The following is a 15751-nucleotide window of genomic DNA, read 5'->3' as shown; positions in this document are numbered from 1 at the left end:
TTATTTTCTTATTTCCACAAGTTTCAGTTCTATGCTTTTTTCTAAAAAATACCAATTATCTGCCCTTTCACTCTTGTAATGCCTATAAATTCCAACTATAATCATTCTTGGAAACGGTTACTTGCGAGTGATGGAAATATGCAAGTGAATCGTCGAGTGATGAAAACTGTTGAAAACATACATAAATGAAAATGGAGGTTTTGCTCAATGTATTCTGCAAAAATGCCTGAAGGATTTTTATGGGGCGGCGCGGTTGCTGCCCACCAGATTGAAGGTGCCTGGGACGTAGGCGGCAAGGGCGTGTCCGTTGCCGACGTCATGACCGTCGGTTCAGCCACTAAGCCGCGGGAAATCACCGACGGCGTATTGCCGGGGAAGAACTACCCGAACCACTCAGCCATCGATTTCTACCACCACTATAAAGAAGACATCAAACTCCTGGCCGGGATGGGCTTCAAGGCTTTCAGAACCTCCATTGCCTGGACCAGAATCTTCCCTAATGGTGACGACGCTGAACCTAATGAAGCAGGCTTGAAGTTCTACGATGACCTTTTTGACGAAATGCACAAGTACGGCATTGAACCTGTCATCACCTTGAGCCACTTCGAAATGCCATTCAACCTGGCCAAGAACTACGGCGGCTTCACCAACCGCAAGACCATCGACTTCTTCGTCCGCTTTGCTGAAGTCTGCTTCAAGCGCTACAAGGACAAGGTCAAGTACTGGATGACCTTCAACGAAATCAACAACCAAAGTGCCTTCAACAACGACTTCTTGATGGCTACCAACTCTGGTATCCTCTTTAAAGAAGGCATGACTGATGAAGAAAAAGAAGCCGCCATGTACCAGGCTGCCCACTATGAATTCGTGGCCAGCGCCCTGGCAGTCAAGATCGGCCACAAGATCAACCCTGACTTCAAGATCGGCCTGATGATCAACTACTCACCAGTCCGCCCGCTGACGCCAAGCTCAGAAGACACCCTCTTGGCTGACAAGTTCGAACAGCACCGGGACTTCTTCTCAGACGTCCAAGTCTTCGGCGAATACCCGAAGGCAATTGAAGCCTATATTGAAAAGCACGGCTACCGGCCAGACATCACTGACGAAGACAGAGTCGTCCTTAAAGAAGGGACCGTTGACTACGTGGCCTTCTCTTACTACCAGTCGACTACTGTCTCCAGCGAAAAGGTCTCAGCTGATGAACTGAGCGACCTGGAAAAGGCGGTTGCGGTTAACCCGACTTTGGAAAGAAGCGACTGGGGCTGGGAAATTGACCCGGTTGGCCTCCGCCTGGCTTTGAACCACTTGACTGACCGCTACCACCTGCCCCTCTTCATCGTTGAAAACGGCCTGGGGGCCTACGACAAGGTCGAAGACGGCAAGATTCACGACCCATACCGGGTTGACTACCTGAAGAAACACATTAGCGAAATGGAAAAGGCAGTTACGATCGACGGCGTTGACCTGATGGGCTACCTGCCATGGGGGCCAATCGACCTGGTTTCTGCCGGGACTGGCCAAATGGACAAGCGCTACGGTTTCATCTACGTCAACAAGAATGACCAAGGAGTCGGCGACCTCAGCAGAACCCCAAAGGACTCCTACTACTGGTACAAGAAGGTCATTGCATCCAACGGGACTGACCTCGACTAATCTTCTCTAATTCTTATTGCTACTTAATCTCTTAACGAAAACGCGAAAAGCGACCAAGATCTGCTATGATCTTGATCGCTTTTTTGTGCTTAGCTAATTTTCTTTTTCTACTTAAAATGGCTGCTGTAAACCAGATCTTTGAAGTCCTTTTGGCCTTTGAGCCAGGCTGAGCATTGCCTTGCCAAGTGCTATAAGAAATGTGGAAGAATGTGCGCTTGATACCGGCTGGTTCACATTATGGTCAAGATATTCAACTTTGCGACTATCGCATCATCGATATCTTTACTTCCGACACCAACATGCCTGGCTGGAACATACCCAGCACATAATATAGGACTCTGCCGGCTTCCATTTCTCTCACGAGCGTTCACTGCCAAGCTTTCGCATTGACAGCGTGGGCGATCTCTGCACTCGGTATGCCCACATCACCTGTACGGCCGAAGCCGCAGACAATGCCTTTATCCGAAGATGAGCAACCGAACTGGCTCACGAGTTCTGAACTCGCTTCTCGCATGTTCTTCCATTTGAGGAATTGCATGCGCGGTCGCAGAAGCCAATTCGCCGCCAAAGCGGCTGATTGGCCTCTCGTCCGGTGAGCCGGCTGCACCGAAACAGCCACTTACGCAACTGTCCAAGCAACAGATGGCATTCCGGCCATTAGCCTGCCCGCATGGATCCTTGCGGATCCTTCAATTTTTTACAATGCTTTATTGTATCTTGGATGATCAATCAAAAAAGTAAGATTCATCATCGCGTTCATGTCCCGATCTACAACCTTGTTGTAGTTCGGGCATTTTTTGTTGTAGCACACGTATTCATTGTGCTTGGTGCCGTGCTTCTTATTGCCAGAAAGGGTGATCTTTTCGTCATTTTTCTTGATGTTGCCACAGACTGCACAGCGCTGGGTGCTTGGATAAAAGCGGTTGGCAATCACCAGCTTAACTCCGGCTGACTTGCACTTGTATTCGAGATAGCTGCGAAAGCGTCCAAATAGCGCACGGTGTACGCTTTAGAAGCAACGTGGCTCATAAGCATGCCCTTGACGTCCAGATCCTCAATGCAGATTGCATCATATTCTCTGACAAGGTGAGTCGTATACTTGTGCATCGCGTCATCCTGCATGCGGTGAGCACGCTCGTAAAGCTTCTGAAGCTTGGTTCTCGCTTTTTGATAGCTTTTTGAGCGCTTCCCGGCAATCTGGCCATTTTCTTCCAGCTTTCTTGCCAGAATCCGCTGCTGGTGTTTGATGTTCTCATAGACTCTTCCAAGATTGGCGGCGCCATTGTTTCCCTTGTGCAGAAAATAGTGTTCCCCTTCTGCATCATTGAAATGGCTGACATTGACATCGATCCCCGTCTTCTTACCCGTATGCTTGTGAATGTATGGTGGCATTTCATACTTGTAAGGAACTGCCATGTAGTAATGGCCGTGTTCACGGTAAAAGCTTACCGTCCCAAATTCGGCATTTTTGGGAACTTCAGAAAATCTTATGCTATGCCACTCACCCTTATAAGGTGCTGGGACGGGCAAGGTTAGCTTTCCGTGATTGCCTTCCTTTGCGAGAGCCACGCCTTGATTCAACTTAAAGCCTTGGCGTCTGGCTTTCTTGGATTGAAAAAAGCAAAAAAACATGCTTCCAAAAAATGGAAACATGTTTTTTCTGTCTATTCTGCTGAGAAGTAGTCCTGGAGCAGGTCTGAGTGGTGCTTCAACTTCTTGACAGCCTTAGCTTCAATCTGCCGGACCCGTTCCCGGGTAACACCCAGACTGCGGCCAACTTCTTCCAGAGTGTGCGGCTCATCGTTTTCCAGGCCGAAGCGCAGCTTCAAGACCTTAGCTTCTCTGTCAGTCAGGAACTCACCCATCATGCTGGACAGTTGGTCCTTCAGCATTTCAAAAGCAGTGTATTCTTCCGGGTTGGTTGCCTTGTTGTCTTCCAAAAGGTCCCCCAATTGCGAGTCCCCTTCTTCGCCAACCGGCTTGTCCAAAGAGTCAGTTTCCTGGTTCTTGGCTACCGTGATAATTTCCTGCACCTTCTGCAAAGGTTCATTCATTTCCGCGGCCAGCTCTTCCGGCTTGGCATCCCGGTCCAGGTCCTGCTGCAGAATCCGCTGGATCCGGTTCATCTTGTTTATGCTTTCCACTACGTGAACCGGGATTCTGATCATCCGGTCCTGGTCAGCCAGGGCCCGGGTAATGGCCTGCCGGATCCACCAGGTAGCATAAGTTGAAAACTTAAAGCCCTTGGAGTAGTCAAACTTGTCAACTGCCTTCATCAGGCCGATATTGCCTTCCTGGATCAAGTCCAGGATCCCCATCTTCCCATTGTGCTTGGCATAGCGCTTGGCAATGGAGACAACCAAACGGAGGTTGGCGGCGGCCAGTTCATCCTTGGCTGACTCATCGCCGTTTTCAATCCGCTTGGCTACTTCTACTTCTTCGTCCCGGCTCAAAAGCGGGACCTTGCCGATTTCCTTTAAATACATCCGAACCGAGTCGTAAACCCGGTCATTGTCGCTGGAAGCGACCAGTTCTTTTTGTTCTTTCTTTTCAGCTTCTTCTTCAGCCTTGAGGGCCAGAGCAGACGGTTCACCCTGGTCGTCAACGATACTAATCCCATTGTCCGCAAACTCTTCTACCAGCTTGGCAGTTTCGGCATCATTCAGACCATACGGCAGCAAGAGCCGGGCCTTCAAGTCCTTTTCGCGGATCTGCTTGGTCTTCTTTAAACCGGTAATCACCATTTTAACTGCTTTTTCCAGTGGAAAATCATTTACGTTAGAAGCATTTTCTTTTGCCATTCAATCCGCCCTGTTCTTATTCTGCTAAAAATTTACTACTCTAAAAAGTCACGCAACCGGTTGCTCCGGCTTGGGTGCCGCAGCTTGCGCAAGGCCTTGGCCTCGATTTGCCGGATCCGCTCCCGGGTCACGCCAAAGACCCGGCCGACTTCTTCCAAAGTCCGGGGATTTCCGTCATCCAGACCAAAACGCAGACGCAATACATTCTCCTCCCTGTCAGTCAAAGTGTCAAGCACTTCCGCCAGCTGGTCTTTCAGCATTTCACTGGCCGCGTGCTGTTCCGGGCTGGTCGCGTCCTTGTCTTCAATAAAGTCGCCTAAGTGGGAGTCATCCTCTTCCCCAATCGGTGTCTCCAAGGAAACTGGCTCCTGGGCCACCTTGAGGACCTCCCGGACCTTCTTGACCGGCAAGTCCATTTCCGCGGCAATTTCTTCTGGCTCCGGGTCTCTGCCCAGATCCTGGAGAAGCTGCCGCTGAATCCGGATCAGCTTGTTAATGGTTTCTACCATATGAACCGGAATTCTGATCGTCCGGGCCTGGTCGGCAATCGCGCGGGTGATTGCTTGTCGGATCCACCAGGTCGCGTAAGTAGAAAACTTGAAGCCCAGCTGGTAGTCAAACTTGTCGACCGCCTTCATCAGGCCCATGTTCCCTTCCTGGATCAGGTCCAAAAAGCTCATCCCCCGGCCAACATAGCGCTTGGCAATGGAAACCACCAGACGCAGGTTGGCACTGGTCAGTTCATCCTTGGCCTCCTGGTCGCCGGCTTCAATCCGCTTGGCCAGCTGGACTTCTTCATCCCCGCTGAGCAGGCTGACCCGGCCGATCCGCTTCAAATACTGGCGGACCGGGTCATTCATCCGACTGCCTGGGGCTGACAAGTGTTCCAGCTCTGCCTTTTCCACGTTTTTCTGCTTGGCCAGGGCCAATTTGGACGGTTCGCCCTTGTCATCGACAATGCTGATCCCGTTGTCTTCAAATTCCTGCACCAGCTGATCGACCGCCCGGCCTTCGATTTGGTAAGGCTTCAGCAAGCGGTCGGTAAATTCCTTTTCAGAAATTTGCTTGCTCTTCTTGACATCCTTAACAACTAACTTAACGGCTTCAGCCAGGGATACCTGGTCTGCCTTTCCTGTCTGCTTAGCTTTGTCTGTCATTTGATTGCCTTCACTCTATCACAGCAGCATCACGCTACACATTAATCTAAGAAATCCCGCAACTGGCTGCTCCGGCTCGGGTGGCGGAGCTTTCTGAGGGCCTTGGCCTCAATTTGCCGGATCCGTTCCCGGGTCACTTCAAAATGCTGGCCGACTTCTTCCAAAGTCCTGGCCTTGCCATCATCTAAGCCAAAACGCAAACGGAGGACTTCTTCTTCCCGGTCACTCAAGGTATCCAGAACCTCGGCCAGCTGCTCTTTCAGCATCTCATTGGCCGCGTGCTGTTCGGGACTCATCGCGTCCTTGTCTTCGATGAAGTCGCCCAAATTGGAGTCGTCTTCTTCCCCAATTGGGGTCTCCAAAGAAACCGGCTCTTGGCAAAGCTTCAAGATCTCCCTAACCTTCTTGACCGGCAAGTCCATTTCCGCCCCGATTTCTTCCGGTTCCGGGTCTCTGCCTAAATCCTGGAGGAGCTGGCGCTGGATCCGGATCAGCTTGTTAATGGTTTCCACCATGTGGACCGGGATTCTGATCGTCCGGGCCTGGTCGGCAATTGCCCGGGTGATTGCCTGCCGGATCCACCAGGTCGCGTAAGTGGAGAACTTGTAGCCCAGCCGGTAGTCAAACTTGTCGACCGCCTTCATCAGGCCCATGTTCCCTTCCTGGATCAAGTCCAGGAAGTTCATCCCCCGGCCGACATAGCGCTTGGCAATCGAGACAACCAAACGCAGATTGGCTTCAGCCAGTTCCTGCTTGGCCTCTTCATCGCCGGCCTCAATCCGCTTGGCCAGGGCGACTTCTTCCTCACTGGTCAAAAGGTTGACCCGGCCGATTTCCTTTAAGTACATTCTGACCGGGTCGTTCATCTTCATCCCGGTCGGGGCGTCCATATTGTTCAGTTCCGCCTTTTCAACATTTTTCTGCTTGGTCAGAGCCAGCTTGGAAGGCTTGCCGTCCTCATCAACAATGCTGATCCCGTTGTCTTCAAATTCCTGGACCAGCTGGTCGACGGCCTTGCCCTCTAATTTGTAGGGCTTGATCAAGCGGTCTTCGAAAGCAGCTTCAGTGATTTGGTGGCTGGCCTTTACTCCCTCAACAACCAGCTTCACCGCCTTTTCCAGGGACATCTCATTAGCCTTGGTTTGCTTTTCTTCTGTCACTAACTGCCTCCTCTTCCTGCAGCTTCAGTTGCCTTAGCTGCAAAATTGCCTGTGTTTCCAGCAAAATTGCCGTTTGGTCGTTTCGCCGACGCGCGTCTGCAATCGCCTGCATGTGGCGGTCGATCTCATCATCTATCTTGCACAGGTTGAGTACCCGAACCTGCGCCTCGAGCTCTTCCAAGGTGATTTTCCCTGGCAGCCCGGTCATATCAGTACTAACAATTATACTCTGAAGTTCTTCAGGAATAAAATCCAAAAATCCGCTCAATGAAACATTTTCATGAGTTTCAATGTAATTGAGCCAAAGTTTGGCCAGGCGCTCGTATTCCGGGTTTGGAAAAACAAAACCGTTGACGGTCAAGTAGTCCCGGGCCTCATCAGAATAGATGTAGGCATAAAGCAGGCGCTGCTGGGCCTTTAGAGCCCTGGTGACCGGCTGCGGATCCGCGGCTGGAGCCAAGGGGGCCAGCTCGGGCAGGACTTCGCTGCTGGTATGCTGGTCCACCCGGCGCTGCTTGCGGCGGGCCCTGGACAAGTTGACCTTTAAAGCGTCGAGGGAGACTCCGGTTTCCTTGGCCAGGCGGCCTACATAAAGGTCTTGTTCAACCGGGTTGGGCAAGGCGGCGATTTCCGCTACTGCCTCTCTTAAATAGGCCACTTGCTCGCGCTCATTGTTTAAGTTGTACTTCTTCTTTAAGCGCTGCAGGAAAAAGTCAGTGGTCGAAATAGCCCCTCTAATCGCGGCCTGGTAGCTGTCCGATCCGTACTGCTTAACATATTCGTCCGGGTCGAGCTTGTCAGGCAGGATCACGATGCCCAGGTCAAAGTTGCCGGCCTGCTTGAAGAGGCCCACCGCCCGTTCAGTTGCGTGCTGGCCTGGATCGTCGCCGTCATAGTTGATGACGACTTGCTTGGTGATCCGGCGGATCATATAGACCTGCTGCTGGGTCAAACTGGTCCCCATGGAGGCAATCCCGGTCTTGACCCCGGCCTTATAGGCCGAAATCACGTCCATATGTCCTTCAAACAAGACCAGGTGTCCCTCTTTTCTGGCATGTTTCTTGGCTTCTGAAAAGTGGAAGAGCAGGTCGGACTTGTTGAAGATGCTGGTTTCCGGACTGTTCAAGTACTTGGGTTCTTCCGGGTCATCGCTGATTCTCCGGCCGGAAAAGGCTACCGGGTGGCCGCTTTCATCACTCATCGGGAACATCAAGCGGTCTCTGAAGCGGTCAAAGAGGCGGCCGTCCTGGCTCTTGACAAACAAGCCGCTTTCCGCCAGCTGATCATCCGTATAGCCTTCGCCTCGCAAATAGGTCAAGAGCAGGTCGGACTTGCCTGGGGCATAGCCGATCTTAAAGTGCTTGAGCAGGTCATCGTTCAAGCCTCTTTTTCTTGCATATTCCAGGCCCCTTTCCCCGATCTTGGTAGTCATGAGAACCTTCTGGTAAAAGTCCGCCGCTTCCTTGTGCATCTGCATCAAAGGATTCAGCTTGACCGGCTGCTCCTGGTATTCCTGGGGCATGGGGATATTGGCGAATTCCGCTACTCTTTCAACGCTTTCTGGAAAAGTAACTTCTTCCTTTTCCATGATGAACTTGTAGACATTGCCGCCTTTATGGCAGCCAAAGCAGTAGAAGAACTGCTTGTCCGGGTTGACGCTGAAAGAGGGGGTCTTTTCTTGATGAAAAGGGCAAAGACCAACATAGTCTTTGCCTCTCTTCTCCAGTGATACATACTGGCTGATCACGTCAACGATATTTACGCTGCCCCGAACTTCATTGATAAAATCTTCCGAAATTCTTCCAGCCAATTTGCCTCACCCTTTATTAAAAATTTGCTTCTTACTTGATAACCAACTTGCTCAAGTCGCCCAAGCGCTTGGCCAGGTCATTGACAGCTGCCAGCTGGCTCAAGCGGTTGTTCTTGACTGCTTCATCCTTGGCCATGATCATGTTGACGTCGAAGTAGCGGTCGATTACCCCTTGCAAGGCAACGAAGGCTTCGTAAAGTTCAGCATGGTCCTTGACATTTGCCAAAGCTTCAACTCCATTATAAAGGTCTTGTTCGCTTCTGTCTTCAAATAAGCTTGGGTCAACCGGACTAGCCTGGCTGAACTTAGCCTTCTTCAAGATGTTGGCGATTCTAGTCAGACTTTCAACGACTGGCTTGAAGGCCTTGTCGTCATGGTGCTGCTGCAGAACCTTGGCAGCGGCCAGGATCTGGCTTGGATCTTGTTCGCTTGATGCCAGAACGGCGTCGATAACGTCGTATTGGTAGTTGTTCTTTTGCAAGAACTGCTTGATCCGGTCACGGATGAAGTCAGCAAGTTGCTTGTCTTCTTCCGCCCCTTGCGGCAGCTTGGCCGGAGTCTTGCCAGACAAAAGTTCCACGATTTCTGGAACAACCTGGTCAAATGGCAGGGACCAGTCTTCGTTCAAAAGGATCCGGACAATCCCGTAAGCGTAACGGCGCAAAGCGTATGGATCGTTTGATGATGAAGGAATCATCCCGGCACCAAAGAATGCGATAATGGTGTCCAGCTTGTCAGCAACTGACAAGAGGGCGCCGACCTTGGTCTTCGGCAAGTCGCCTTCAGCCGTGGTTGGCATGTAGTGTTCCTTGATGGCAACAGAAACGTTTTCGTTTTCGCCAGCCAGGCGAGCATAGTGCATCCCCATAACCCCTTGCAGTTCAGCGAATTCGCCGACCATTTGGGTTACCAGGTCGAACTTGTACAGGCCGCTTACCCGGTCAAAGTCAGCCACTTCTTCAGCTGACAGGCCGAATCTCTTGGCCAGGTAGTCGCCGATGATCCGGACCCGGGTCATCTTTTCTGCCATAGAACCGATCTTGTCGTGGAAGGAAACGCTGTCCATCCGGTCAACAAAGTGGCTGAGCGGGTACTTGCGGTCTTCGTCGTAGAAGAATACCGCGTCATCCAGGCGGGCAACCAGGACCTTTTCATTACCGGAAATCACGTTTTCCAAGTGGTCCTTGTTCCCGTTTCTCACGGAGATGAAGTAGTTGATCAGCTTGCCTTCCTGGTCGTAGACTTCAAAGTAGCGCTGGTTGTCCTTCATGGAAGTGATCAGGACTTCGTCCGGGATTTCCAGGTACTTTTGGTCAAATGAGCCGGCAAAAACAGTCGGGTATTCAACCAGGTTGTTGACTTCTTCCAAGAGGCTGGCATCCAGCTTGATTTGCCAGTTGTGGCTGTTTATCAGGTCGTTGATCTGGGAAACGATCATGTCCTTGCGTTCGTCAGCATCAACGATGACGTATTGATCCCGCAGAGCTTCCACGTAGTCGTCAGCGTTGGCCAAAACCACGCTGTCGCCCAGGAAGCGGTGACCGGCAGTCTTGCGGCCGGCAGTGATGTCCAGGAACTCAACTGGGACGACTTCGCTGCCGTAAAGGGCAACGAGCCAGTGGATCGGGCGGACAAATTCAAAGTCTTGGGAGTCCCAGCGCATCTTGGTCGGGAAGGTCATGGCCTTGATTACTTCATCCAGGCCCAAGAGGATTTCCTTAGCTTCCTTGCCGGCCTTTTGCACGTGCACGTAGGCATATTCCACGCCCTTGAGTTCTTCAAAGTAGATGTCGTCGGCGCTCATCCCCTGGCCGCGGGCAAAACCGACAGCGGCCTTGGTCCAGTTGCCGTCAGCGTCCTGGGCGATCTTCTTGGCCGGCCCCTTCTTGACTTCGTCCACGTCAGCCTGCTTTTCATCCAGTTCCTTGACCAGGACAGTCAGGCGGCGGGGAGTTGAGTAGGTCTTGATTTCCTTAAAGCCCAGGCCGTTTTCCTTCAAGAACTTGCCAGTTCTGTCAGCCAGCTGCTTGACTGATTTGCTGACCACGTGGGCTGGCATTTCTTCAACGCCGATTTCAAATAAAAAGTCTTTAGTCATTGCTTGCCTCCGCCTTTGCTTGTGCACTCTTCAACAATGGGAAGCCGCGCTTTTCACGTTCTTCCACAAACTTAACCGCTACTTCGTGAGCCATGTTGCGGATTCGGTGCAGGTAGCCGGCCCGTTCAGTTACTGAGACTGTCCCCCGGGCGTCCAGTAGGTTGAAGGTGTGGGAACACTTCAAGATGTAGTCGTAAGCCGGGTGAACCAGGTTCTGGCCCAAAAGGCGCTTGGCAATTCTTTCGTAAGTGTCAAAGAATTCCAGCAATTGCTTCTGGTCGCTTTCTTCAAAGGCGTACTTGGAGTGTTCGTATTCAGGTTCCTTGAAAATGTCCCGGTAAAGGACGCCGTCGCCCCATTCCAGGTCAAAGACTGAGTTAACGTCCTGGATGTAGGAAGCCAGCCGTTCAACCCCGTAAGTGATTTCGCCCATGGTTGGCTTGACGTCCAGTTCGCCGACAGTTTGGAAGTAGGTAAATTGGGAAACTTCCATCCCGTCCAGCCAGACTTCCCAGCCAACACCGGCACAGCCCATGGATGGGTTTTCCCAGTTGTCTTCAACGAAGCGGATGTCGTGTTCCAAAGGTTCAATGCCTAGAACCTTCAAGGAGTCCAGGTAGTATTGCTGGATTTCCAGCGGAGCCGGCTTTAAAACGACTTGGAACTGGTGGTGCTGGAAGAGCCGGTTCGGGTTGTCCCCGTAGCGCCCGTCAGCTGGCCGGCGGGAAGGCTCAACGTAGCAGGCCTTCCAAGGTTCAGGCCCGACTGCCCGCAAGAAGGTGTATGGGCTCATCGTCCCCGCACCCTTGTTTTCATCATATGACGGCATGATCATGCAGCCTTTTGAAGCCCAGAACTGTTCAAGCTTGAAGATCATGGTCTGAATATCTAATTTTTGTGCCATAGTTACCTCCTATGCAAGGCCATAAAAATAGCCTATGCAATTTTATTTTTGCATAGGGACGAAAAAGTATTCGCGGTTCCACCCTAATTCAGGAAGCCTATTTGCCTCCTGCTCTTAATTAGCTTGGCTAGAGGGGCCTTTTCCCGCTGTATCCTTCCACCAACCGATACTCGCTGCCGCGGTACTTTTTTATTTCCTCATCATTACCAATATACAGGCTAATTTTACCACAAATCCCTTTTCTTTTCATGTTTTTTTAGGAAAATCAGCTGCCCCGGACCTCATTTAAAAAGCGGAGGCTGGGCAGGTGCAAATCCACTGTTGCCTGGTAGATCTGGGCGATGGCCCGCCGGCTTTCCTTTTTCAAATCTTCGCCGATCTGGATCTCCCCTAAACGGCTGATTGGTAAAAGGGCCAGGGTTCTGATTAAGGCAGTAGCCTTTGGCGACAAGTGCAGGCGGCTGACAGAGCGGAAATGGTCGCTGCAGACCACCCCGCCGGCGGCGATTGAATAGTCAAAAATTCCTTTTTCCTTGCCGCAGATCACGCAGGCCCCCAGCTGAGGAGCTACCCCGAAGGCATCCAGGAGCTGCAGCTGGACAATTTGGGCAATAATTTCCGGGTCCTGGCCGGCCACGATCCGGTTAAAGGCCACTAGCAAAAGGTCATAGTAGCCCCCCAGTTTCTGGTACTCGCTGAAGGCATGGTCAGCTAAGTCAAAAAGATAAGAAAGATAGGCATTTTTGTCCAGGTCGGTAAAAAGCTCATCGTGCTGGCTGAGCTTCTTATAGGTCCACAGCTGGCTGATCCCCTTGTAGCGGGTCAAGATGCCAAAAGTCCCTTCCGTAAAGGGCAAAACCGCGGCGGCCAGCTGAGACTTGGGCCGCATCCCACCTTTGGCAATTACGGTGACGATTCCCAGTTCCTTGGTCCAGAGCTTGGCCAAGATGTCAGCCTCTTTATACTGCTGCCTTTTAAAAAGCAGGCCGTGGACATCGAGCAGGTCAGCGGCCATTAAAGTTCCTTCTTGTCATAGCCGATGGACTTGAGGAAGGCCGGGTCCTGCCGCCAGTCGCGCCGTACCTTGACCCAGAGCTTCAAGTTAACCTTCTCGCCCAGAAGATTTTCGATTTCTTTTCTGGACCGCATCCCGATCTGCTTAATCATGGACCCTCTTTGCCCGATAATGATCCGCTTTTGCCCGTCTTTTTCCACAAAAATCGTGGCATCAATCTGCAATTTGCCATTGATCCGCTGGTTCATCTGGTCAACCCAGACAGCAGTTGAGTGGGGAACTTCCTGGTCGGTCAAGCGGAGGATCTGTTCTCTGATCATCTCAGCCACCACGAAGTATTCCGGCCGGTCGGTTACTTCATCTGAAGCGTAGTATTGCGGTCCTTCTGGCAAGTAGTCCTTCAAGGTCTTGAGCAAGTCGTCGACCCCGTTGCCCTGCCGGGCGGAAATTGGCAAAAATTCCGCGAACTTGCCGACGGCCTGGTAGGAGTCGATGATTGGCAAAAGGTCATTTGGGTGAACCTGATCGATCTTGTTGATAACCAAAAATACTGGAATATCCAAATCCTTCAAAAGACCGGCCACGTATTCCTCACCTTTGCCGGCTTCTTTAGCGTCAACCATGAACATGACTAAGTCAACGTCCTTTAAAGAAGACAGGCTGGCCTTGTCCATGTATTCGTCCAGGTCGGAATGGCTCTTGAAAATTCCCGGCGTGTCGACAAAGACAACTTGCATGTCATCTTCAGTGTAGATGCCGGAAATCTTGTTTCTGGTAGTTTGCGGCTTGGCGGAGGTGATCGCCACCTTCTGCCCGATTAAGCGGTTCATCAAGGTTGACTTGCCTACATTTGGCCGGCCAACCAATGCTACGAAACCTGACTTGTGTTTACTTGTTTGCCCCATCTTGAATGTCCTTTTCTGTGAAATGGTATGGTATCAATTGCTCAACTGTAAAGTGCTCATAGTCCCCCTGGCTGTCGGTCAGAATTACTTCCGTTTCCGGAGCCATAAATTCGCTCATTACCTGCCGGCAGGCCCCGCAAGGGGAGATTGGCCGGTCAGTGTTGCCGATGATCAAAAGGCACTTGATCTTGCCCGGCCGGCCAGCGTTCACCCAGGAGAAGATCGCCGTCCGTTCGGCGCAGTTGGTCAAGCCAAAAGAAGAGTTTTCAATATTGACCCCGGTAAAAATTTCTCCCGCGTCCGTCACTAAAGCGCTGGCCACGTGAAAGTGGGAATAAGGGCTATAGGCATCCGCCAAATGGTCCTTGGCCAGCAAAAAGAGTTTTTCTTCCAACTCGTTCATGCTATTTTCCTCTTCCTTCGTCTAATTGGTCCGGATAAAGGGGCAGGCCATATTCTTCCAAAACCTTGCCCTGGATGCCAAACATTTCCTTGGCTTCGTCTGGCTCGATGTGGTCATAGCAATTTAAGTGCAAGTAGCCGTGCACGATCGTGTAGCCAAATTCCCGGTCAAAGCCGGTGCCATATTCCTTGCTGTGGCGCTCGATGACACTTGGGCACATGAACAAGTCGCCAATGTCTTCGGTAAAGTCCGGGTCCTGGGTGAACATAGCCAGGTCCAGGCCGTCGTCGCCGTCTTCAATGGCGAAAGAAATCACATCGGTTGGCCGGTCTTTATCCCGGTAGTCCCGGTTGATAGCCTGCGACCGGTCTTCGTCAACGAAGTTGATGCTCATTTCCTGGGCATTGTCCTTGCCGATTTCCTTTTTCGCCATGAGGAGCAGCTGCATGATCCAGTCTTCCCAGTCCCGGTCTCCCTTAGTCAAAAAGCCGACTTCATCGCTGTAGCTTACGTCAATTCCCTGCATTATTTTCCTTCCTCTTCATATGCCTTGATAATCTTTGCTACGACTGGGTGCCGGACAACGTCAGCCGCACTGAATTCCACGAACTCGATCTGGTCGATCCCCTGCAGGATATTGCGGGCCGTAATCAAACCGCTGTGGGCCTTGCCAGGCAGGTCGATCTGGGTCATGTCCCCGTTGACCACCATCTTGGAGTTAAAGCCCAGCCGGGTTAAAAACATCTTCATTTGGGCGTCAGTCGTGTTCTGCGCTTCGTCTAAAATGACGAAAGCTTCTTCCAAGGTCCGCCCTCTCATGTAAGCAAGAGGAGCGATTTCGATAACGCCCCGCTCCATCAAGCGGTCAGTTGGTCCCTGCCCTAAGATGGCATAAAGGGAGTCATAGATTGGACGCAGGTAAGGGTCAACCTTTTCCTTAAGGTCCCCTGGCAAAAAGCCCAGGGATTCCCCGGCTTCAACTGCCGGCCGGGTCAAGATGATCTTGGAGACCTCTCCCCGCTTAAAGGCAGCAACCGCGCAGACGACAGCCAGGAAGGTCTTCCCTGTCCCGGCGGGTCCGATCCCAAAGACCACGTCGCTCTTGTTGATGGCTTCAACATAGCTCTTCTGGGTCATATTCTTGACCCGGACTGGCCGGCCCTTAGCATCTCTGATCAAGATCTGCTTGTAGAGGTCGCCAAAGTATTCAGTTGTCCCCCGGTCAGCCATTTTCATGGCGCTGACCACATCGGCCGGAGTTAAATTGATCCCGTTGCTGGCTACCCCGTCCAAGGCCTTTAAAACCCGCAAGACGGTCTCCACCTGCTCTTCAGGTCCAGCAACCTTGATCTGACCACCCAGGTCAGTAACGATAACCTCATAGCCTTCTTCGATCAGCTTCAAATTGCTGTCATTTACGCCCACCAGCTTCTGGACATTTTCGCTGCTGTGGGGCAAAAACTTCTTTTCCAATAAAAGAACTCCTTCATTTTCAAACCAGCGGGCAAGCACATCTCTGTCCGCCAGACTATACTCTTCTAAACCAATGATACACGATTTAGGCCAAAAGAGAACACGGAAAATAAGCAAGAAAAAAGCTCCCGTTTTCACGAGAGCTTCAGTCGATTAATAATGTCTACGCTTGCGAGCGGCCTCAGATTTTAACTTTCTACGAACGCTTGGCTTTTCGTAGAATTCACGCTTGCGGTATTCTTGCAAAGTACCACTTCTAGAAACGGAACGCTTGAAACGACGAAGAGCATCATCAATAGACTCGTTTTCGTGAACGATAGTCTTAGCCATGTGTGATCCCTCCTTCCATTTCTTGGCATTGCTGCCATAAAC

General features: G+C 51.5%; 15 protein-coding genes. 1 reads left to right on the top strand and 14 read right to left on the bottom strand.

Annotation, left to right across the window (positions count from 1 at the left end; genetic code table 11):
• Positions 1-207: 207 nt before the first annotated feature.
• On the top strand, positions 208-1653 hold the full coding sequence (locus tag DS743_RS08130; protein WP_035184577.1) for a 6-phospho-beta-glucosidase: 1446 nt from the start codon (positions 208-210) through the stop codon (positions 1651-1653).
• A gap of 697 nt (positions 1654-2350) precedes the next feature.
• Here DS743_RS08130 and DS743_RS08125 read toward each other — a convergent pair.
• The 14 genes from DS743_RS08125 to rpsU form a co-directional block, all read right to left on the bottom strand.
• On the bottom strand, positions 2351-2587 hold the full coding sequence (locus DS743_RS08125; RefSeq protein ID WP_051977313.1) for a zinc ribbon domain-containing protein: 237 nt from the start codon (positions 2585-2587) through the stop codon (positions 2351-2353).
• Positions 2584-3306 (bottom strand): RNA-guided endonuclease InsQ/TnpB family protein, encoded by a 723-nt coding sequence (locus tag DS743_RS08120; RefSeq protein WP_231128290.1) that lies wholly within the window; start codon positions 3304-3306, stop codon positions 2584-2586. Before DS743_RS08120 ends, DS743_RS08125 begins: the two co-directional genes overlap by 4 nt.
• 11 nt (positions 3307-3317) lie before the next feature.
• A complete protein-coding gene (locus tag DS743_RS08115; protein WP_035161261.1) occupies positions 3318-4454 on the bottom strand; it encodes a sigma-70 family RNA polymerase sigma factor in 1137 nt (378 codons plus the stop codon).
• 35 nt (positions 4455-4489) lie between these two features.
• Positions 4490-5611 carry an RNA polymerase sigma factor RpoD gene (gene rpoD / locus DS743_RS08110; protein ID WP_072544181.1) on the bottom strand — a complete coding sequence of 374 codons (1122 nt, stop codon included), beginning with the start codon at positions 5609-5611 and terminating at the stop codon, positions 4490-4492.
• Between the two features lie 41 nt (positions 5612-5652).
• Complete coding sequence (gene rpoD, locus DS743_RS08105; protein WP_003615317.1) at positions 5653-6771, bottom strand: RNA polymerase sigma factor RpoD; 1119 nt, start codon at positions 6769-6771, stop codon at positions 5653-5655.
• The gene (gene dnaG, locus DS743_RS08100) at positions 6743-8581 is read right to left on the bottom strand and encodes a DNA primase (protein ID WP_035184578.1); all 1839 of its coding nucleotides are present in this window, start codon (positions 8579-8581) and stop codon (positions 6743-6745) included. The genes rpoD (DS743_RS08105) and dnaG overlap by 29 nt, the downstream gene beginning before the upstream one ends.
• Positions 8582-8612: 31 nt before the next feature.
• Complete coding sequence (glyS, locus tag DS743_RS08095; RefSeq protein WP_035184580.1) at positions 8613-10679, bottom strand: glycine--tRNA ligase subunit beta; 2067 nt, start codon at positions 10677-10679, stop codon at positions 8613-8615.
• Positions 10672-11583, bottom strand: a complete 912-nt coding sequence (gene glyQ, locus DS743_RS08090) for a glycine--tRNA ligase subunit alpha (RefSeq protein ID WP_003615321.1) — start codon at positions 11581-11583, stop codon at positions 10672-10674. The genes glyS and glyQ overlap by 8 nt, the downstream gene beginning before the upstream one ends.
• Before the next feature lie 265 nt (positions 11584-11848).
• Positions 11849-12598 (bottom strand): DNA repair protein RecO, encoded by a 750-nt coding sequence (recO, locus tag DS743_RS08085; RefSeq protein ID WP_013439692.1) that lies wholly within the window; start codon positions 12596-12598, stop codon positions 11849-11851.
• A complete protein-coding gene (gene era, locus DS743_RS08080) occupies positions 12598-13503 on the bottom strand; it encodes a GTPase Era (protein WP_003612996.1) in 906 nt (301 codons plus the stop codon). Before era ends, recO begins: the two co-directional genes overlap by 1 nt.
• Complete coding sequence (gene cdd, locus DS743_RS08075; RefSeq protein ID WP_002880164.1) at positions 13487-13906, bottom strand: cytidine deaminase; 420 nt, start codon at positions 13904-13906, stop codon at positions 13487-13489. The genes era and cdd overlap by 17 nt, the downstream gene beginning before the upstream one ends.
• Before the next feature lies 1 nt (position 13907).
• Positions 13908-14432: an rRNA maturation RNase YbeY gene (gene ybeY, locus DS743_RS08070; protein WP_002880169.1), complete on the bottom strand. Its 525-nt coding sequence runs from the start codon at positions 14430-14432 to the stop codon at positions 13908-13910.
• On the bottom strand, positions 14432-15379 hold the full coding sequence (locus DS743_RS08065; RefSeq protein WP_035161276.1) for a PhoH family protein: 948 nt from the start codon (positions 15377-15379) through the stop codon (positions 14432-14434). The genes ybeY and DS743_RS08065 overlap by 1 nt, the downstream gene beginning before the upstream one ends.
• A 153-nt stretch (positions 15380-15532) precedes the next feature.
• Entirely contained in the window at positions 15533-15709 is a 177-nt protein-coding gene (rpsU, locus tag DS743_RS08060; protein ID WP_002880182.1) for a 30S ribosomal protein S21, read from the bottom strand.
• Positions 15710-15751 lie beyond the last annotated feature (42 nt).

The organism is Lactobacillus leichmannii (assembly GCF_024701915.1).
Lineage (GTDB): Bacteria > Bacillota > Bacilli > Lactobacillales > Lactobacillaceae > Lactobacillus > Lactobacillus delbrueckii.
Note: the sequence above shows the minus strand (reverse complement) of the source record. Positions and strands in the feature narration are given on the sequence as shown.

Excerpts from the sequence above, each read along its gene's own strand:
- glyS (WP_035184580.1), bottom strand. The coding sequence starts at position 10,679 with ATGACTAAAGACTTTTTATTTGAAATCGGCGTTGAAGAAATGCCAGCC.
- recO (WP_013439692.1), bottom strand. The coding sequence starts at position 12,598 with ATGGCCGCTGACCTGCTCGATGTCCACGGCCTGCTTTTTAAAAGGCAG.
- rpoD (WP_072544181.1), bottom strand. The coding sequence starts at position 5,611 with ATGACAGACAAAGCTAAGCAGACAGGAAAGGCAGACCAGGTATCCCTG.
- cdd (WP_002880164.1), bottom strand. The coding sequence starts at position 13,906 with ATGAACGAGTTGGAAGAAAAACTCTTTTTGCTGGCCAAGGACCATTTG.
- rpsU (WP_002880182.1), bottom strand. The coding sequence starts at position 15,709 with ATGGCTAAGACTATCGTTCACGAAAACGAGTCTATTGATGATGCTCTT.
- era (WP_003612996.1), bottom strand. The coding sequence starts at position 13,503 with ATGGGGCAAACAAGTAAACACAAGTCAGGTTTCGTAGCATTGGTTGGC.
- DS743_RS08115 (WP_035161261.1), bottom strand. The coding sequence starts at position 4,454 with ATGGCAAAAGAAAATGCTTCTAACGTAAATGATTTTCCACTGGAAAAA.
- ybeY (WP_002880169.1), bottom strand. The coding sequence starts at position 14,432 with ATGCAGGGAATTGACGTAAGCTACAGCGATGAAGTCGGCTTTTTGACT.
- glyQ (WP_003615321.1), bottom strand. The coding sequence starts at position 11,583 with ATGGCACAAAAATTAGATATTCAGACCATGATCTTCAAGCTTGAACAG.
- DS743_RS08120 (WP_231128290.1), bottom strand. The coding sequence starts at position 3,306 with ATGTTTCCATTTTTTGGAAGCATGTTTTTTTGCTTTTTTCAATCCAAG.
- DS743_RS08130 (WP_035184577.1), top strand. The coding sequence starts at position 208 with ATGTATTCTGCAAAAATGCCTGAAGGATTTTTATGGGGCGGCGCGGTT.